Origin of the sequence: Streptomyces cinnabarinus, assembly GCF_027270315.1 — a bacterium.
Lineage (GTDB): Bacteria > Actinomycetota > Actinomycetes > Streptomycetales > Streptomycetaceae > Streptomyces > Streptomyces cinnabarinus.
On record NZ_CP114413.1, the window covers coordinates 5,681,626 to 5,699,573 of the forward strand.

At 70.7% G+C, this 17,948-nt stretch carries 16 protein-coding genes; 11 read left to right on the forward strand and 5 right to left on the reverse strand.

Going from position 1 to position 17,948, the window contains the following annotated elements:
- A complete protein-coding gene (locus tag STRCI_RS25815; RefSeq protein ID WP_269661344.1) occupies positions 1–1,212 on the reverse strand; it encodes a pyridoxal phosphate-dependent aminotransferase in 1,212 nt (403 codons plus the stop codon).
- 125 nt (positions 1,213–1,337) lie between these two features.
- Here STRCI_RS25815 and STRCI_RS25820 point away from each other — a divergent pair, with 125 nt between their 5' ends.
- Both STRCI_RS25820 and STRCI_RS25825 read left to right on the forward strand, forming a co-directional pair.
- Positions 1,338–1,916, forward strand: coding sequence for a hypothetical protein (locus STRCI_RS25820; protein WP_269661345.1), 579 nt, complete (start codon positions 1,338–1,340; stop codon positions 1,914–1,916).
- Between the two features lie 142 nt (positions 1,917–2,058).
- On the forward strand, positions 2,059–2,901 hold the full coding sequence (locus STRCI_RS25825; protein ID WP_269661346.1) for a S1 family peptidase: 843 nt from the start codon (positions 2,059–2,061) through the stop codon (positions 2,899–2,901).
- Positions 2,902–2,905: 4 nt separating this feature from the next.
- Here the strand turns inward: STRCI_RS25825 and STRCI_RS25830 are convergent, their stop codons facing one another.
- Positions 2,906–4,492 carry an N-acyl-D-amino-acid deacylase family protein gene (locus STRCI_RS25830; protein WP_269661347.1) on the reverse strand — a complete coding sequence of 529 codons (1,587 nt, stop codon included), beginning with the start codon at positions 4,490–4,492 and terminating at the stop codon, positions 2,906–2,908.
- Positions 4,493–4,518: 26 nt separating this feature from the next.
- Positions 4,519–5,784, reverse strand: a complete 1,266-nt coding sequence (locus tag STRCI_RS25835; RefSeq protein WP_269661348.1) for an amino acid deaminase — start codon at positions 5,782–5,784, stop codon at positions 4,519–4,521.
- 126 nt (positions 5,785–5,910) lie between these two features.
- On the opposite strand from STRCI_RS25835, the gene STRCI_RS25840 reads away from it, so the two are divergent.
- The 5 genes from STRCI_RS25840 (at position 5,911) to STRCI_RS25860 (ending at position 10,317) form a co-directional block, all read left to right on the forward strand.
- Complete coding sequence (locus tag STRCI_RS25840) at positions 5,911–6,948, forward strand: sugar kinase (protein WP_269661349.1); 1,038 nt, start codon at positions 5,911–5,913, stop codon at positions 6,946–6,948.
- The gene (locus tag STRCI_RS25845) at positions 6,945–7,706 is read left to right on the forward strand and encodes an IclR family transcriptional regulator (protein ID WP_269661350.1); all 762 of its coding nucleotides are present in this window, start codon (positions 6,945–6,947) and stop codon (positions 7,704–7,706) included. Before STRCI_RS25840 ends, STRCI_RS25845 begins: the two co-directional genes overlap by 4 nt.
- Positions 7,703–8,131: a RidA family protein gene (locus STRCI_RS25850; RefSeq protein ID WP_269661351.1), complete on the forward strand. Its 429-nt coding sequence runs from the start codon at positions 7,703–7,705 to the stop codon at positions 8,129–8,131. The genes STRCI_RS25845 and STRCI_RS25850 overlap by 4 nt, the downstream gene beginning before the upstream one ends.
- A 114-nt stretch (positions 8,132–8,245) precedes the next feature.
- Positions 8,246–9,703 carry a GntP family permease gene (locus STRCI_RS25855; protein ID WP_269661352.1) on the forward strand — a complete coding sequence of 486 codons (1,458 nt, stop codon included), beginning with the start codon at positions 8,246–8,248 and terminating at the stop codon, positions 9,701–9,703.
- A gap of 53 nt (positions 9,704–9,756) precedes the next feature.
- A complete protein-coding gene (locus STRCI_RS25860) occupies positions 9,757–10,317 on the forward strand; it encodes a hypothetical protein (protein ID WP_418953373.1) in 561 nt (186 codons plus the stop codon).
- A gap of 12 nt (positions 10,318–10,329) precedes the next feature.
- Here STRCI_RS25860 and STRCI_RS25865 read toward each other — a convergent pair whose 3' ends face one another.
- Positions 10,330–11,676, reverse strand: coding sequence for a M14 family metallopeptidase (locus STRCI_RS25865; protein ID WP_269661354.1), 1,347 nt, complete (start codon positions 11,674–11,676; stop codon positions 10,330–10,332).
- A gap of 351 nt (positions 11,677–12,027) precedes the next feature.
- Here STRCI_RS25865 and STRCI_RS25870 point away from each other — a divergent pair, with 351 nt between their 5' ends.
- The 4 genes from STRCI_RS25870 to STRCI_RS25885 all read left to right on the forward strand — a co-directional run bounded on the left by STRCI_RS25870 (position 12,028) and on the right by STRCI_RS25885 (position 16,188).
- A complete protein-coding gene (locus tag STRCI_RS25870) occupies positions 12,028–13,344 on the forward strand; it encodes a LuxR C-terminal-related transcriptional regulator (protein WP_269661355.1) in 1,317 nt (438 codons plus the stop codon).
- 65 nt (positions 13,345–13,409) lie between these two features.
- Positions 13,410–14,318: an MEDS domain-containing protein gene (locus STRCI_RS25875; RefSeq protein ID WP_269661356.1), complete on the forward strand. Its 909-nt coding sequence runs from the start codon at positions 13,410–13,412 to the stop codon at positions 14,316–14,318.
- A gap of 76 nt (positions 14,319–14,394) precedes the next feature.
- A complete protein-coding gene (locus STRCI_RS25880) occupies positions 14,395–14,808 on the forward strand; it encodes an ATP-binding protein (protein WP_269661357.1) in 414 nt (137 codons plus the stop codon).
- 45 nt (positions 14,809–14,853) lie between these two features.
- Positions 14,854–16,188, forward strand: a complete 1,335-nt coding sequence (locus STRCI_RS25885; protein ID WP_269661358.1) for an Nramp family divalent metal transporter — start codon at positions 14,854–14,856, stop codon at positions 16,186–16,188.
- Positions 16,189–16,213: 25 nt separating this feature from the next.
- Here the strand turns inward: STRCI_RS25885 and STRCI_RS25890 are convergent, their stop codons facing one another.
- Entirely contained in the window at positions 16,214–17,899 is a 1,686-nt protein-coding gene (locus tag STRCI_RS25890) for a chitinase (RefSeq protein WP_269661359.1), read from the reverse strand.
- Between the last annotated feature and the right edge of the window lie 49 nt (positions 17,900–17,948).

Here is a 17,948-nt window from a genome sequence, read left to right on the forward strand (position 1 = left end):
TCAGGGCTGGCCGTAGCCGTCCAGGAAGGTCCCGATCCGGGTCACCGCGTCCCGGAGATCACCGACGGTCGGCAGGGTCACGACCCGGAAGTGGTCGGGCTCGCTCCAGTTGAACCCGGTCCCCTGGACAACCATGATCTTCTCGCGCCGCAGCAGGTCCAGCACGAGCTGCCGGTCGTCCTTGATCTTGTAGACCTTGGGGTCGAGGCGGGGGAAGAGGTAGAGGGCGCCCTTGGGCCGTACACAACTCACCCCGGGGATCCGGGTGAGCAGCTCGTAGGCCACGTCCATCTGTTCCTTCAGCCGCCCGCCGGGCAGCACCAGGTCCTTGATGGTCTGCCGGCCGCTCAGTGCCGCGACGACACCGTGCTGACCGGGCATGTTGGCGCACAGCCGCATGTTCGCCAGGATCGTCAGGCCCTCGATGTAGGAGTCGGCGTGGGCGCGCGGCCCGGAGATCGACATCCAGCCGACGCGGTACCCGGCGACCCGGTACGCCTTGGACATACCGTTGAACGTGAGGGTCAGCAGGTCGGGGGCGATCCTGGCGGTCGCGGTGTGGGTGGCCCCGTCGTAGAGGATCTTGTCGTAGATCTCATCGGAGCAGACCAGCAGGTTGTGCCGGCGCGCGATGTCGGTGAGCCCCTTGAGCATCGCCTCGTCGTAGACGGCGCCGGTGGGGTTGTTGGGGTTGATGATGACCAGCGCCTTGGTGCGGTCGGTGATCTTCCGCTCCACGTCGGCGAGGTCGGGCATCCAGTCGGACTGCTCGTCGCAGCGGTAGTGCACCGCCGTACCGCCGGACAGCGACACCGCCGCCGTCCACAGCGGGTAGTCGGGCGACGGTACGAGGACCTCGTCGCCGTCGTCCAGCAGCGCCTGCATGGCCATCACGATCAGCTCGGAGACGCCGTTGCCGATGAAGACGTGCTCGACGTCGGTCTCGATGCCGAGGGTCTGGTTGTGCATCACGACGGCACGGCGGGCGGCGAGCAGGCCCTTGGCGTCGCCGTACCCATGGGCGGAGGACACGTTCCGCAGGATGTCCTCGAGGATCTCGGGCGGACACTCGAACCCGAAGGCGGCCGGATTGCCGGTGTTCAGCTTGAGGATGCGGTGCCCCGCCGCCTCCAGCCGCATGGCCTCCTCGAGAACCGGGCCCCGGATCTCGTAACAGACATTGGCGAGCTTGGTCGACTGGATCACCTGCATGTCGGTGAGCTTACGGCCCGGTAACGCCGCTTGGGCCGTGTTTCCCACCACATGAGACGGGTGATTTGGGAGGTTATCGCCGAGCGCTGTTCCCGGGGCCCCTCCCGTCTCTACAATGCGCGGCCATGTCCAGGCCACCGCATCCCGACGATCCGCCCCACGTTTACGTCCCGCGGGCCGCGTCGACCCCCGACTACGAGGAGTACGCCGACCCGGCCGCCGCGCACGGCTGGCAGAGCGTGTACGACGACACGACCGAGCTGTCGCACACGCCCGAAGGGCGGGCCGCCCGCCGGGCGCGCCGCGGCCGCGCCAACCGGCGTCGCGCGCTGGTGGGCGCCGGTGCGCTGGGTGCGGTTTCGGTCGCGGCCCTGGTCGCCGGTTTCGCCTTTTCGTCCGATTCCGGTCCGGACGGCGGGAAGGGCCCGGCCCGCTCGGTGACCGACGAATCCGGCGCACCCTCGGACGAGGTCACGGCGACCGACCCGGCGCCGACGTCCACCGCTTCCTCGGCCGGACCGAGCGCGACGACGTCCCCTGATGCGAGCGCGTCGAAGGACGCGAGCGAGCCTGACGACGAGTCCGCCTCTCCTGCGGAGACCTCTCCGACGGCTGCTCCCACCGCCACCTCGGAAGACGCGGGCCCGGGCAACTCCGGCAGCAACCCGGGCAACGGCGCGGGCGCCACCAAGAAGCCGAGGTAGGTCTCACGGCGCCGACGTCCCTCGGGCGTGGCCGGAAATCACCGCTTGTTCTCACCGCCCCCTCAAACAACAATGCGCATGACAAATCTGCGGGCGGCCGGAAGATCTCCGGCTGCCTTTGTTGCAAGAGGGGACCCCCCACATGAGAAAGCCTCTCGTCGCCGCGCTCTTCACCCTGGTGATCGCCGGGGCCGGCGCGGCACCCGCGGTCGCCGCTCCGGAGCAAAGCGACAGCGCCGCACCCGCGATCCAGGCCGTCAACTTCGCCGGGACCGTGTCGCTCAGCAACTGCTCGGGCTCGGTCGTCCGGATGCCCGACTCCGAGGACAATGACCCCGCCCTCGTGCTCACCAACGGGCACTGCCTGGAGAGCGGATTCCCCGGCCCCGGCGAGGTCGTCGTCGACCAGGCGTCCTCCCGCTCCTTCGGGCTGCTCAACTCCGCCGGCACCCGCGTCGGCACCCTGCGCGCCAGCAAGATCGCCTACGCGACGATGACCGACACCGACGCCGCGATCTACCAACTCACCCGCACCTACGCGCAGATCAGGTCCTCGTACGGCATCAGCGCGCTCACCCTCAACGACACCCACCCGGTCGCCGGGACCGCCATCAGTGTCGTCTCCGGCTACTGGAAGCGGATCTACAACTGCTCCGTCGACGGCTTCGCCTACCGCCTGAAGGAGGGCGACTGGACCTGGAAGGACTCCCTCCGGTACACCTCCGCCTGCAACACCATCGGCGGTACGTCCGGTTCGCCCGTCCTCGACCAGGCCACCGGCAAGGTCGTCGCCGTGAACAACACCGGCAACGAGGACGGCCAGCGCTGCACCGACAACAACCCCTGCGAGGTCGACCAGAGCGGCAACGTCACAGTCCGCCAGGGCATCAACTACGCCCAGGAGACCTACCAGATCCCGGCCTGCTTCGGCATCGACAACAAGCTCGACCTCAGCGCCGCCGGGTGCGTGCTGCCCAAGCCCTAGTGGCTCAGTGGGCGGGCGTTCTGCGGATCGCCCGCCCCGCCAGCACATCCGTCCGGCGGCCCTCCTCGATGACGAAACGGCCGTCGACCAGGACGTAGGGGATGCCCGTCGGGAGTTTCCGCGGTTCTTCGTACGTCGAGCCCGCCGCCACCGTCCGCGGGTCGAACAGCACCAGGTCCGCCCGGTAGCCCTCACGGACCAGCCCGCGGTCCGGCAGCCGCAGCCGGGCCGCCGGGCGGGACGTCAGATGCGCCACGCACTCCTCCAGCGACAGCACCCCCAACTCCCGTACGTACCGGCCGAGATACTGCGGGAAGGTGCCGTAGGCCCGTGGGTGCGGCTTGGTGCCCTGGAGGATGCCGTCCGAGCCGCCGGTGTGGGCCGGGTGGCGCATGATCTCCTGGACGTTCTCCTCATGTCCGACGTGCTGGAGGATCGTCGTGCCGAGGCGGTCCGCGAGCAGCAGGTTCCGGGCGGTCGGCCAGTCGGCCGGGCGGCGGCCGATGTGCTCCGACAGCCCCGGGTCGTTCACCCCCGAGATCTCGATCGTCGCCCAGTCCATCGGCACCCCGTGGCAGCCGTCCGAGCCGATGACCTCCAGGTCGTGGCGGATCCGCTCGGCCGTCGCGTCGTCCCGCAGCCGCGCCAGCACCGCCTCCGGGCCGCCCTCGCTCGCCCAGCTCGGCAGCAGCGCGGCCAGGGTCGTACAGCCGGGCGTGTAGGGGTAGGTGTCGAGGCTGATGTCCGCGCCGGACGCCAGCGCGTCGTCCAGCAGGGCCAGCAACTCCGGTGCCCGGCCCTTGTTCACGCCGAAGTTCATCGTCGCGTGGGCCAGGTGCAGGGCGCACCCGGCGTCCCGGGTCAGCGCCACCATCTCCGCGTACGCCTCCAGCGCGCCCGCCCCGTACGAGCGGTGGTGCGGGCAGTAGTAGCCGCCGTAGGAGGCCACCACCCGGCACAGTTCGGTCAGTTCGGCGTCCTTGGCGTACATGCCGGGGGTGTAGGTGAGGCCCGAGGACAGGCCGACCGCGCCCTGTTCCAGGCCCTCGGCGACCAACTGCCGCATCCGGTCCAGTTCTTCGGGCGTCGCCTCGCGGTCCTCCCAGCCGACGGCAAGCGCCCGGACCGTGCCCTGGGGGATGAGATAGGCCGCGTTCACGGCGATACCGCGGTCCAGCCGGTCGAGGTACTCGCCCACCGACCGCCAGTCGAAGTCGATGTCGTCGCCGGAGCCGTTCCAGCCGGTGATCGCGCGGCGCACCTCGGCGAGCGTACGGTCGTCGACCGGCGCGTACGACAGCCCGTCCTGGCCGATCACCTCCAGCGTCACGCCCTGCGCGGCCTTGGCGCTGTGGTCCGGGTCCCGCAGCAGGGCCAGATCGCTGTGCGCGTGCATGTCGATGAAACCGGGGGCCAGGACGAGGCCCTCGGCGTCCAGCTCCCGCATCGCCGTGGGCCGTTGGCAGCCCGCCGCCGCGGCCTCGCGCACGATCGCGACGATCCGGCCGTCGTCGACCACCACGTCGGCGCGGTAGGAGTCGGCGCCGGAGCCGTCCACCACCTCGGCGTCCCGGATGACCAGGTCCAGCACAGCGGGCCTCCCTCGGCCTTGCGTCTCTAGAAGAACGTACGGATGTAGTCGACGACCGTGCCGTCCGCCTCGGCGACCGGGATCAGCGGCCACTTGTCGAACGACGTGCACGGGTGGGACAGGCCGAGGCCGACCCAGTCGCCGACCTCCAGATCCGCCTCGGGCGTCGTCCGCAGCCAGGCGTGCTGGTCGGACAGGGCGGTCACCGAGACCCCGGTGGCCGGGCGCTCGGTGCCGTCCCGGCGGATCACCTGGGCGAAGGGGAGATCCAGGTCGTACGCCGCGTCCCGCTTGCCCGCGTTGAGGAAGCCCTGTTCCGCGCTGGGACGGGAGACCACCTGCGCCCACAGCCGGAACGCGGGCTCCAGGGCGCCCTCCTCGGGGACCCGGTTGAACGGGGTCAGCTTGCGATAGTGGCCGTCGTCGTGCGAGACGTACGCGCCCGAGCGCAGCAACTTCAGCACGGGCAGGGAGAGTTCGGGGATCTCCGCGAACACCTCCGCCACCGCGTCGAACCAGGCGCTGCCGCCCGCGCTGACGACGACCTCGTCCGTGTCCGCGAACCGGCCCGCCTTGTCGAAGTCGGCGGCCAGGGCGACCAGTCGGCGCAGATAGGCGTCCACCCGCTCCGGGGTCGCCTGCGGGACCTCGCCCTCGTACCCCGCGACACCGACCAGCCGCAGCCCGCGGGCGGCGGCCACGGCGTCGGCGACCGCCACGCACTCGGCCTCGGCACGGACACCGGTGCGCGCGCCGTCGCCCGCGGCGAGTTCGACGACGACGTCCAGGGGGCGGGCGGCGCCCTCCAGGGCCGCGTCCATCAGTTCCACGCCCCGCACGGAGTCGACGTAGCAGATGAACCGGAAGGAGGGGTCGGCGGCCAGTTCGGCGGCGATACGGCGCAGGGAGGCGGCGTCCACGAGCTCATTGGCGAGGAAGACGCGCTCGATGCCGAACTCCCGGGCCACCCAGACCTGGTGCGGCACCGCGAGCGTGATGCCCCAGGCGCCGTGCTCGATCTGCCGCCGGAAGAGCTGCGGGGCCATGGAGGTCTTGCCGTGCGGGGCGAAGGCGAGGCCGTGGCGTTCGGCGTAGGTCTCCATGAGGCGGAGGTTGTGGTCGAGCCGCTCGGCGGAGAGGGCGAGTACGGGGGTGGCGAAGCCGTCGGTGAAGAGGTTGCGCCGCTCGGCCGCCAGTTCGCGGACCGTGCGGCCCGTGGCGTCCGGCGGAAGGCCCTTGAAGCGGTGGTCGATGCGTTCCTCGGCCAGACGGGCGAGCGCTTCAGCGGGCATGGGGCCTCCCTGATCAGTAGCGTTGCGCTGTCTGCAACGTTCATTGCGTATGTCGCTTACTGCTGTCTAACATCTCGGCCAACACGAGCACAAGGACGAGTACCAGGGTGGGGAGCTACGACGATCGTGACCAGTACCGGAGCCTGCGACTTCGTCGATGTGGTCGCGCTGGGCGAGTCCATGGTCGCGTTCCTGCCCACCCGGCCGGGGCGCCTCGCCGAGGTGCCGTCCTTCGACCGGTCGATCGGCGGCGCGGAGTCCAACGTCGCCTGCGCGCTGGCGGCCGCGGGACACTCCGTGCGCTGGGTCAGCCGAGTCGGCGCGGACGGCTTCGGCGACCACCTGGTGGAGACGATCGGTTCGTACGGCGTCGACGTCTCGTCCGTGCGCCGGGACCCTTCGCGGCCGACGGGGGTGTACTTCCGCACGGCGGGGGACCGGGGGACGGACGCGCACGAGGTGGCGTACTACCGGGCGGGTTCGGCGGCCTCGGCGATGTCCGTGGCGAACGTCGACCCGGGACCGGGGCGTGTGCTGCACCTCTCCGGCATCACGGCGGCCCTGTCGGACCAGTGCCTGGCCCTGTTGCGAGCCCTGACCGCGCCCCGCCCGGACCGCCCCCTGATCTCCTTCGACGTCAACCACCGCCCCGGCCTGTGGCGGGGCACGGAAGGCCCCCGGGTGCTGCTGGAACTGGCCCGGGGCGCCGACATCGTGTTCGTGGGCGAGGACGAGGCGGAGAGCGCGTGGGGGGTGACCGGCGGCCCTGAGGAGATCCGGGAGTTGTTGCCGGAGCCGGAGGTGCTGGTCGTGAAGCAAGGAGCGAGAGGGGCGGTCGAGTACCGCTCACCGACGCCCACCCACGTCACCTTCGAACCCGCCCTCCGAGTAACCCTCGTGGCAACCACCGGCGCCGGGGACGCCTTCGCCGCCGGATATCTCTCCGCGACCCTCCGGAACCTCCCCGCGCGCGAGCGCCTGCGGCACGGGCACCTCTGGGCCGCCGCCGCCCTCACCGCCCCCGGAGACCTCGCCGTACCCCCGACCCGCGACACCGCCGACCGTCTGGCGGCCGTCGCGGACGACGTGTGGGGGAGACTTCGACTCGGCCCCGGCTGGACACAGGCCGATCCGCGGGCCGAGGAGGAGGTACGCACCCCATGAGCCAGACCGTCGACCGCGCGCTCAGCATCCTGCCGCTGCTCGCCGAGGGCCCCGCCGACCTGGGCACCGTCGCCGACCGCCTGGGGGTGCACAAGTCCACCGCCCTGCGCCTGCTGCGCACCCTGCACGAGCACGGCATGGTCTACCGCCAGTCGGACCAGCGTTACCGCCTCGGCGCCCGGCTCATCGCCCTCGCCCAGGAGGCGATGGAGAACCTCGACATCCGCGAGATCGCCCACCCCCACCTCGTACGCCTCAACGAGCAGTGCGGCCACACCGTCCACCTCGCCGTGTACGAGGAGGACGAGGTGCTGTACATCGACAAGGTCGAGAGCCGCTACCCGGTGCGGATGTACTCCCGGATCGGCAAGCCCGTCGCCATCACCGTCGCCGCCGTCGCCAAGCTGCTGCTCGCCGATCTGCCCGAGCACGAGCGCCGGGTGCTCGCCGAGAAGCTCGACTACCCCATGTACACGTCCCGTTCGACCCCCAACGCACCCGCCTTCCTGCGCGAGCTGGACAAGGTGCGCGAACAGGGCTGGGCCACCGACCTCGGCGGCCACGAGGAGTCCATCAACTGCGTCGCCGCCCCCGTCCGCGGCGCGGACGGCCGGGTCGTCGCCGCGATGTCGGTGTCCGCGCCCAACGTCGTCGTCACCGCCGACGAACTCCTCACCCTGCTCCCGCTGGTCCGCCGTACCGCGGACGGGATCAGCGGCGAGTACTCCGGCAAGACCCCAGCAAAGGACCCCGAATGACGAGCCAGACCAACAAGTCGGACAAGATCGCGCTCACCCCGAAGACCCACACCACCCCGCCCGCGAAGTTCTCGCACGGAGTGAAGAAGGGCAACCTCCTCCAGGTCGCCGGCCAGGTCGGCTTCCTGCCCGCCGAGGAGGGCAAGCCGCCCACCCCCGCCGGGCCCACCCTGCGCGAGCAGACCCTCCAGACCCTCGCCAACGTCAAGGCGATCCTGGAGGAGGGCGGCGCCTCCTGGGACGACGTGATGATGATCCGCGTCTACCTCACCGACGTGGCCCACTTCGCCGAGATGAACGAGATCTACAACCAGTACTTCGAGGACCAGCGGCTCACCGCCCCGCCCGCCGCGCGCACCACCGTCTACGTCGGCCTCCCCGCGGGCCTGCTCATCGAGATCGACGCCCTCGCCGTCCTGAGCTGACGCACCCCCACACTTCCGAACTCCCGCACGTCGTACACGGCATGGCCCCTCTCGCCGGGCCATGCCGCGATCCCCCCTGCCCGAAAGCTGCATGCACTCAGCAAGAGGCCCCCCATGACTCCACCCCCGCACACCGGCGGACTGCTCCTCCTCCTCGACGGCACCGCCGGTCTGCTGACCGTCGCCGCCATCGGTATCGCTCTGCTGCTGTTCCTGATCATCAAGGTGCGACTCCAGCCGTTCGTCGCCCTGCTCGCCGTCTCCATAGCCGTCGGCCTGCTCGCCGGTCTGTCGGTCACCGAACTCTTCGGCACCGTCCAGCGTTCCGACGCCGTCTCCACCATCGAGACCGGCATGGGCGGCATCCTCGGCCATGTCGCGATCATCATCGGCCTCGGCACCATGCTCGGCGCGATCCTCGAAGTCAGCGGCGGCGCCGAGGTGTTGGCGTCCCGGCTGCTCGGGATGTTCGGCGAGAAGCGCGCCCCGCTCGCCATGGGCGTCACCGGAGTCGTCTTCGGCGTCCCGGTCTTCTTCGACGTCGGCATCTTCGTCCTCGCCCCGATCGTCTACGCCGCCGCCAAGCGCTCCGGCAAGTCGATCCTGCTCTACTGCCTGCCCCTGCTCGCGGGCCTGTCGATGACCCACGCCTTCCTGCCCCCGCACCCCGGCCCGGTGGCCGCGGCCGGACTGCTGGACGTGGACCTCGGCTGGGTCATCCTCATGGGCGTGGTCTGCGGCATCCCCGCCGTGCTCGCCGCCTGGGTGTTCGCCGCCTGGATCGGCCGCCGGATCTTCGTCGCCGTACCGCAGGACATGGTCGAGGCGGCCGAGGAGGCCAAGCGCGCCGTCCTCGACGAACAGCGTGCGGCCGGGGGTGGGCACGGGGAACCGCGGGAACAGCCCGTCGCCCTCGGCACGGTGCTCGCCATCATCGGTACGCCCCTGATCCTGATCCTCGCCGCCACGTTCTCCTCGATCGCGCTGGACCCCTCCACCCCGCGCTCGGTCATCGAGTTCTTCGGCCACCCCTTCGTCGCCCTGACGATCGCACTGCTGCTCGCCTACTACGTCCTCGGCATCCGGCGCGGCTGGTCCCGCAAGTCCCTGGAGACGGTGTCCACTTCCTCCCTCAAGCCGGTCGGCAACATCCTGCTGGTGGTCGGCGCGGGCGGGGTCTTCGGCGCCGTGCTGAAGGCGAGCGGGGTGGCGCAGGCGCTGTCGGACACCTTCAACGACGTGGGCCTGCCGGTGATCGCGCTGTCCTATCTGATCTCCGTCGTGCTGCGGGTGGCGCAGGGCTCGGCGACGGTCGCCATCGTCACCACGGCCGGCATCGTGGCGCCGCTGCTCGCCGGGGGCGACCACTCCCAGGCCTTCACCGCCCTGGTCATCATGGCGATCTCGGCCGGTTCCATCTTCGCCTCGCACGTCAACGACGGAGGCTTCTGGATGGTCGCCAAGTACTTCGGCATCAGCGAGCGGGACACCCTCAGGACCTGGACCGTGCTGGAGACGGTGCTGTCCGTCGTCGGGTTCGTGGTGGCCGCCGCGTTGAGCATCTTCGTATAACGATGCAGGGGCTGGCTGTGTGCGGCACAGGATCGTCGACCATACTGCCCGCTGTGGAGCAGCGCATAGGTTCGAGCAGCCAGCCCCTGGAGGGCGCCGGATCCGACCCGGCCTTCGTCCCCGGGCTCACCTCGCCCCGGTCCAAGGAGGCGGAGCCCGAGTCCGAGGCCGGAGAAGAGGCCGAGGGCCAGGGCGAAGTCGAGGCCGAGGCCGAGCAGGAGACCCCCGAGGTCGAGGACTCGGAGGAGACGGACGCCGAGAAGACGGACGCCGAAGAGAAGGGCGCCGAGGAGGACTCCGAACAGGAGGACTCCGAAGAAGCGGACGCCGACGGGCCGGTCTTCGAGGCCGCCGACCGCCGCGCGCGGATCGTCGCCGACCGCCGCGGGGTCCGGCTCACCCTGGACGACCAGGAGTGCGAGTTCCGCTGGGACGAGATCGGCGCCGTGGAGACGGAGACCGCGCGCTTCGGCAAGCGGTTCACCATCACCGTGCACACTCCTGACCGCCGCTGGTACCCGATCGAGATCGAGGCGGCGGCCAGGAGCCGCTTCAGCGAGTGGGAGTCACAGCTCGACGAGGTGCTGGACGCCTACTTCGAGGAGTCGGAGTAACGGAGCACCGGGCTAGCAGTACTGGGCTTCCTTCCCGATCGACCGGTACATACAGTCCGCGTTCTCCAGCAGTTGCAGGACGGCGTCCCGGTTCCGGGACGTCTCCCGCTCGATCACCTCGTCGGGCGGGTAGAAGCCGCCACCGCCGGAGCGCGGGTACATCTCGAAGGTGTACCCGAAGATCTTCTGGGAGCCCCAGAGGTAGTCGTCGATCGACCCGTCGGTGATGTACAGGTCACTGGCCTGCTCGGGGGTGTAGCCGTTGCTGGCGGCCATCTTCCCGCCCACGGTGGCGAAGGCGTTGCGGTCGTCGGCCGTCATGCCGGTCGTGGTGTCGGAGTAGGTGTACCCGAAGGGCCACAGCACCAGTTCGCTGTAGGTGTGGAAGTCGATCCCGGCCTTGATCTGCTGCTTCCCGCCGACGACCCGGCTGCGCACGAAGTTCGCGACCACCCGCACCTCGGGCGCGGACTCGGCCGCCGTACCCCGGTAGGTCTCCGAGGACGTGGAGCCGGAGGAGCCGCCGCAGCAGCCCCAGCGGTAGTTCCAGTTGCGGTTGAGGTCGGTACCGACGTACGAGGAACCGGAGTTGGGCTGCCGGTTCTTGCGCCAGGAGCGGTACGAACCGGTCGCGATGTCGTACTCGCCGCCGTCCGGGTTGAGGTCCGGGATGATCCAGATCTCGCGGTTGTTCACCATGCCGGTGACCCGGGAGTCGGTGCCGTAGTCGGAGGTCAGCTCGCGCAGCAGGTACAGCGCCATCTCGACGGTGAGGTGCTCACGGGCGTGCTGGTGGTGGGTGAACAGCACCTCGGGCTCGGCCTCGTCGGTGCCGACGTTGTCGCTGATCTTGATGGCGGTGATGTTCCGGCCCTGGTACGACGTGCCGATCACCCGGGTGCTGGCGATGCTCGGGTTGGCCGAGACGATCGAGTTGATCTCGCTCGTCATCTCCGCGTAGTTGTGATAGCGCGAGTCCGCCGACGGGAAGTCGAACAGCCGGATGTCGTCCGCCCCGTTCGACCGGTCGGGTACGGCGGCCAACGGCGTGACCTCGTAGCCGAGTCCGCGCAGCTTGCGGATCTGGGCGGCGCGGCCGGAGACCACGAGCCCGTGGCTGTCGACCTCGTCCACGCTCACGCCGGTCCGCTGGATCGCGGTGCGGTCCTTGGCGGTGGAGTGGGTGTGGACCTCGTACTGGCGGATGTCGTCGGCGGAGGGCGCCGCGCGGGTGCCGCTGTCGGCGTTCGCCGTGACGTTCGCGGAAAGGGGTGCCGCGAGGGCCAGGGCGAGGAGGGTGGCGAGCGCGGCGGTTCGTCTGCCGCTGCGGGCGCCCGAGCCTCGGATGCGAAGTCGCATGAATTCTCCTTGGTTCTCCAGGAATTCCGGGATCTCCGGAAGTGGGGAGTGGAGCGGGGGGTGGTTCAGCGACGTGCTGGTGCGGGTGGCGCTCATCGTCCGCGCGTGGCATGACCAGGTCAAGAGCGAAATGGGCCGCGATGGCGCGAACCGCTCCTGGGGGCGAGGGCCGCGCAGTGTACGCGCGCACGGGTCAAGTGGCATGGGTGCGGGCGAAGTTGCACCCGGGGGTGTGAGATTCGGGTGCGTGTCCGGGCGGGGCGGGGGACAGTGAGGGTCCGCGGACAAGAGGAGCCCGATACTCCGGCCCGCTCCTCGGACCACATCCCCACAGGACTGGACTGGCTGGTCATGGGCGGATCAGCGCCACGACGGGACGAGCGCCCCTCGGCCGAGCCGGCCGGCTTCGTGGGCCGTCGCGCCGAACTGCTCGGCGGGCGCCAGCTGTTGGCGGGATCGCGGCTGGTCACGCTGACCGGTCCCGGCGGGGTCGGCAAGACCCGGCTCGCCCTGCGCCTCGCGGACCGGGTCCACCGCACGTTCCCGGACGGCATCCGCTTCGTGGACCTGGCCGGGCTCGACGACCCGGCCCTGGTCCCGCTCGCCGCCGCCGCCGCGCTCGGTCCGCCCGACCGCGTCGGCCGGCCCCCGCTGGACGCGCTCGCGGAGCGGGTGGGGGAGCGCCGCCTGCTCCTGGTGATCGACAACTGCGAGCACCTGCTGACCGCCTGCGCGGAACTGACCGCGGCCCTGTTGCACGGCACCCCGAACGCCCGGATCCTGGCGACCAGCCGGCACCGCCTGGGCCTGACGGGCGAACACCTCCTGGAGCTACGGCCGCTGCCCGTCCCCGACCCCGACGGCGACCTGTCCGACGCGGACCGCCATCCGGCGCTCGCCCTCTTCGCCGACCGGGCGGCGGCCGTCGTGCCCGGCTTCCGGCTGACGGAGGCCAACCGGGCCGCCGTGGCCCGTCTCTGCCGGAGCCTGGACGGACTCCCGCTGGCCATCGAGCTCGCGGCGGGCCGGCTGCGGGACGTCGGCCTCGACCGGCTCGCGGACGGGCACTTCGGCTCGCTGCGCGCGACGGTCGACCGGAGCCACCGACTCTGCACCGAACAGGAGCGGTTGACCTGGGCCCGGGCCTCGGTGCTCGCGGGAGGCTTCGACCTGGAGACGGCGGAGGCGGTGTGCGCGGACGGGGTACGGCTGCGGAGCGAGGAGGTCCTGGAGGCGGTCGCCGGGCTGGTGGACAAGTCGGTACTGATCAGGGAAGCGACGGCGGGCGGCGTCCGCTACCGCCTCCTCGGCACCCTCCGCCACTACGGCCTCGACCGGCTTCGTGCCCTGCCCGACGAGGAGTCGGCCACCCGTGGTCGCCACCGGGACCGGACCCGGCATCAGGCCGGCACCGGCGAACGCGCCCGCGAGATCACGACCCGCCGACGAGCCGACCAGGACAGCCGACGAGCCGCTCCGGACTTCGGCCTCACCCCTCGCGAGTCCCAGGTGGCCGAACTCGTCGCCCAAGGGCTCGCCAACCAGCAGATCGCCGAGCGGCTGGTCATCGCCCGGCGGACGGCCGAGGGCCATGTGGAGCGCATCCTCGGCAAGCTCGGGCTGAGCAATCGCAGCCAGCTCGCCGCCTGGGTGACGGCCCGGCGCTGACCCGCCCCACCCCATCGCCCCATCCAGCGGACCACCCATCGGACCCGGCACAGACAGGGGATCGCGTGATCAGCCAACCCACCTCCGCCCCGGGGGCCTTCGACCACCGCCTGGCCGTGCTCGGCACCGACGAGGAGTTCGTGGCCGCTGCCCTCCCCTTCCTCGCCGAAGCCCTCGGCGCCCCCGCCGAACCCCCGCCCGTCGCGATCGCCGCCCCCGACAAGCTGGCCCTGCTGCGGGACGCCCTCGGAGCCGAGGCGCGGAGCGCGGTGCTGCTGCCGCACACCGACTGGTACACCGGCTCCGCGGCCAACGCCGTGGCCCGGGCCGCCGGTTACCTCGCCGCGCAGGCCGGCCCCGGCGGCCGTATCCATCTGCTGATGGAGCCCGTCTGGAGCGGCCGGGCCGGACGCTCGCCGCGGGAGAGCGCCGAGTGGATCCGCTACGAGGCCCTCGCCAACCTCCTGTTCGCCCCGTTCGCCACGACCGCGCTGTGCGTCTACGACTCCCGCACCGCGGGCCCCGCCGTCATCGCCGAGGCCCGCCGCACCCACCCCGCCACGGGCGTGTACGAGGACCCCGTCCGGATCGCCGCCGAGCTGGACGCCGTACCCCTGCCGTCGGCGCCCGAGGACGCGCGCTCGCTCGGCCGGCCGGACGCCGACGCCGTACGGTCCTGGGGCGGCGGCCGGGGGCTCGGCGCGGCGGACGCGGAGCTGTTCGCGCTGGCCGTGACCGAGGCGGCGGCCGCGCTCGGCCCGGTCACCGGGGTCCGGCTGTGGGGCCGGGCCCCCGAGTGCGTCTGCGAACTGCGCGGCACGCGCCGGATCACCGATCCGCTGGCCGGGTTCGTCCCGCCGGACACCGGCGAACCGGAACCGGGACAGGGCCTGTGGTACGCCCGGCAGGTGTGCGCCTACGTCGACGTCCGGGCCGACGCCGAGGGGACGACCGTACGTCTGCAATACGGGTAGTGCGCACCGTACGCAGGTAGGTAAGCAGGTATATCTACCCGTGTGCGGGGTCCGTGGCGAGGCCACCATGGACATCATGCTGCAACTCCGGAACGGATCCTTCCGTCAACCGCCCGTCGGAGCCGGTCATCTGACCGTGGAGTACGACCCGCGCCCCTCGGCGGTCCGTGAGGCCCGCATGGAGGTGCGCAGGCAGCTGGAGGGGTGGGGGCTCGCGGGCCAGGACGAGCTGCTGGACACGGCCGAGCTGCTGGTCAGTGAGCTGGCGACGAACGCGCTGCTGCACTCGGCGAGCCGGTTCCGGGTGACGCTGTCCGCCGCGCGCGGCGTGCTGCGCTGCGAGGTGGAGGACGCCGGGCGCCGCACCCCGCAGGTGCTGGAGGCGGGCAGTTCGGAGAGCGGGCGGGGCATGTTCCTGGTGGACGCGCTGGCCCGGAGATGGGGCTGTCACCAGGACGGGCGGCGCAAGACGGTCTGGTTCGAACTCTGACGCGCCCTCTTGTCGGTCCCGGCCCGCTGCGGTTTCTTGATCTGCATGGCGGACAGCTCGGAAAACACTCAGGCAACGCAAGTTGACGGAACCGACTCCTCCCCCGACTCCTCCCCTCGCAAGTCCAGCTGGAAGTACATCGGCCCTGGCATCGTTGTCGCGGCGACCGGCGTCGGCGCCGGGGACCTGGTGGCCACCCTGATCGCCGGAAGCAGCTTCGGGTACACCCTGCTGTGGGCCGCGGTCCTCGGCTGTCTGGTGAAGATCTCCCTCGCCGAGGCGGCCGGCCGCTGGCATCTGTCCACCGGCCGCACCCTCTTCGACGGCTGGGCGAGCCTCGGCCGCTGGACCACCTGGTTCTTCGTCGTCTACGTGGTGATCTGGGGCTTCGTCTACGGCGCGGCGGCGATGTCGTCCAGCGCGCTGCCGCTCCAGGCGCTGTTCCCCGATGTGATGGACCTGGAGTGGTGGGGGATCGCCTGCGGTCTGGTGGGCCTGGTCTTCGTCTGGTTCAACAAGTACGCCGTCTTCGAGAAGGTCATGACGGTCCTGGTCGGCGTCATGTTCGTGGTGACGGTCTACCTGGCGATCCGGGTCACCCCGAACCTCGGCGAGGCCTTCGCGGGCCTGCTGCCGGTCCTGCCCGACGAGGAGGACTCGGTCCTCAACACCCTCGGCCTGATCGGCGGCGTCGGCGGCACCATCACGCTGGCCGCGTACGGCTACTGGGTCAACGCCAAGGGCTGGACGAACACCGGCTGGATGAAGGTGATGCGGCTGGACAACCGGGTCGCCTACGTCACCACCGGCATCTTCGTCGTGTCGATGCTGTTCGTCGGCGCGGAGCTGCTGCACTCGGCGAACGTGGCCATCGCGAGCGGCGACAAGGGCCTGCTCCAGCTCAGCGACATCCTGGAGGCCGAGTACGGCTCGGCGACCGCGAAGTTCTTCCTGATCGGCTTCTTCGCCACCTCGTTCACCTCGCTGATCGGCGTCTGGCACGGGGTGAGCCTGATGTTCGCGGACTTCGTGGCCCGCTACCGCTCGGCCGGCGAGGCGGTCCGCGGCGAGGAGATCGCCACCGGCAGCCGCGAGCGCGGCCTGCCCTTCCGCCTCTACCTGCTGTGGCTGACCTTCCCGCCGATCGTCCTGCTCTTCCAGGACGAGCCCTTCCGCCTGATCATCATCTACGGCGTCCTCGGCGCGGCCTTCCTGCCGTTCCTGGCCGGCACCCTGCTCTGGCTGCTGAACTCCGCCCGCACCCCGGCGCCGTGGCGCAACGGCGCGCTCAGCAACACCATGCTGGCCATCGCGGGCCTGCTGTTCCTAGTCCTGTGCGTGAAGCAGATCTGGGACCAGCCGTGGTCGGAGTTCTTCTGACGAACCCCGACCACGACCGGCGCCGCTACGGCAGCGCGTGCACGTGCGGACCCACGGCGTTCGACCAGGCGTTGCCCGCCGTGGCGTCCCAGTTGGTCGACCAGGTCATCGCGCCCCGCAGGTCGGGATAGGTCCTGGACGGCTTGAAGGAACCGCAGTTGGTGCCCTTGGCCAGACAGTCGAGGGCGTTGTTGACGATGGACGGCGACACATACCCGCTGCCCGCGCCCCGGGTGGAGGCAGGAAGACCGAGGCCCACCTGGGACGGGGCGAGGCCGCCCTCCAGCTGGATGCAGGCGAGCGCGGTGAGGAAGTCCACCGAGCCCTGGCTGTACACCTTGCCGTCACAGCCCAGCATCGAACCGCTGTTGTAGTACTGCATGTTGACGACCGTGAGGATGTCCTTCACGTTCAGCGCGGTCTGGAAGTAGGAGTTCGACGTCGACTGCATGTCGATGGTCTGCGGCGCCATGGTCAGGATCATCGACGGTCCCGCCTTCGCCGACAGCGACCGCAGGGCCTGCGTCATGTACGTCGCGTTCAGCCCGTTCTCCAGGTCGATGTCGACGCCGTCGAAGCCGTACTCCTGCATCAGCGCGTACACCGAGTTGGCGAAGTTCGTGGCCGACGCGGCGGAGTTCACCGACACCGTGCCCTTCTCACCGCCGACCGAGATGATGACCTTCTTCCCGGCCGCCTGCTTCGCCCGGACGTCCGCCTTGAACTGGTCGACGGTGTAGCCGCCGAGCCCGGCCGAGTCCAGGTTGAAGGTCACCGCGCCCGGGGTCCCGGTGGCGTCGGCGAAGGCGACGGCGATGATGTCGTACTGCGCCTGCACGTCCGACAGCTTCTGCACCGCCGCGCCGTTGTTGAAGTTCTGCCAGTACCCGGTCACCACGTGCTTCGGCAGCGCCGGACCCGTCGGGGTCTGCGTCGTCGTCCCGGTCACGGGCGCCGACTTCGGCGACTCACCGGCCGAGTTGGTCGCCGTGACCTGGAAGGAGTACGAGGTGGAGGCCGCGAGCCCGGTCACCGTCGCCGAAGTGCCGCTCACCGCGGTCACCTTGGTGCCGTCCCGGTAGACGTTGTAGCCGGTCGCGCCCGAGACCGTGTTCCAGGCCAGCGAGATCGACGACGAGGACCGCCCCGACACCGTCACGCCGTTCGGCGCGCCCGGGATCGTCGGCTCCGGGTCACCGCCACCGCCGCCGTCCGGGCCGAACACCGAGAGGTCGTCGGCGTAGTAGGCGGCCTGTCCGTACCAGCCGTGCGTGTACACGTTCACCGAGCGGGTCGACGAGCCGGTGGTGAAGGTGGTGGTCAGCTGCTTCCAGCCGCTGGAGTCGGGCGTCCAGGTCGACACGTCCGTCGTGCCGGTGCCGGTCACACCCAGGTAGGTGTAGCCGCCCTGGACCCAGGCGCTGAGTGTGTACGTCGAGTTGGGCTGGACCGCAACGGCCTGGGTGCAGCGGGCGTTGTCCTGACCGGCCGGGGTCGCCTTCAGCGCGGCTGAGCCTCCGTGCGAGGGCGACGAGACGGTCGTACCGCTGTTGGCGGAACAGGTCCAGTTGGTCAGGCCGTTCTCAAAACCGGCGTTCTTGGCGTTGTTGACATCGGCGGCGGACGCCTGGCCGGTGCCGGCGAAGGTGAGGGCGAGCGCCAACGTGACGGCACCCGTCCAGAGACGAGTCGTACGGCTTCTTATGGACATGCCAAAGACGTTGGTCCAGACCAATTTAATTGTCAAGAGGTACCGTCGT

Excerpts from the sequence above, each read along its gene's own strand:
- STRCI_RS25815 (WP_269661344.1), bottom strand. The coding sequence starts at position 1,212 with ATGCAGGTGATCCAGTCGACCAAGCTCGCCAATGTCTGTTACGAGATC.
- STRCI_RS25820 (WP_269661345.1), top strand. The coding sequence starts at position 1,338 with ATGTCCAGGCCACCGCATCCCGACGATCCGCCCCACGTTTACGTCCCG.
- STRCI_RS25825 (WP_269661346.1), top strand. The coding sequence starts at position 2,059 with ATGAGAAAGCCTCTCGTCGCCGCGCTCTTCACCCTGGTGATCGCCGGG.
- STRCI_RS25835 (WP_269661348.1), bottom strand. The coding sequence starts at position 5,784 with ATGCCCGCTGAAGCGCTCGCCCGTCTGGCCGAGGAACGCATCGACCAC.
- STRCI_RS25845 (WP_269661350.1), top strand. The coding sequence starts at position 6,945 with ATGAGCCAGACCGTCGACCGCGCGCTCAGCATCCTGCCGCTGCTCGCC.
- STRCI_RS25850 (WP_269661351.1), top strand. The coding sequence starts at position 7,703 with ATGACGAGCCAGACCAACAAGTCGGACAAGATCGCGCTCACCCCGAAG.
- STRCI_RS25855 (WP_269661352.1), top strand. The coding sequence starts at position 8,246 with ATGACTCCACCCCCGCACACCGGCGGACTGCTCCTCCTCCTCGACGGC.
- STRCI_RS25865 (WP_269661354.1), bottom strand. The coding sequence starts at position 11,676 with ATGCGACTTCGCATCCGAGGCTCGGGCGCCCGCAGCGGCAGACGAACC.
- STRCI_RS25870 (WP_269661355.1), top strand. The coding sequence starts at position 12,028 with ATGGGCGGATCAGCGCCACGACGGGACGAGCGCCCCTCGGCCGAGCCG.
- STRCI_RS25880 (WP_269661357.1), top strand. The coding sequence starts at position 14,395 with ATGCTGCAACTCCGGAACGGATCCTTCCGTCAACCGCCCGTCGGAGCC.
- STRCI_RS25885 (WP_269661358.1), top strand. The coding sequence starts at position 14,854 with ATGGCGGACAGCTCGGAAAACACTCAGGCAACGCAAGTTGACGGAACC.
- STRCI_RS25890 (WP_269661359.1), bottom strand. The coding sequence starts at position 17,899 with ATGTCCATAAGAAGCCGTACGACTCGTCTCTGGACGGGTGCCGTCACG.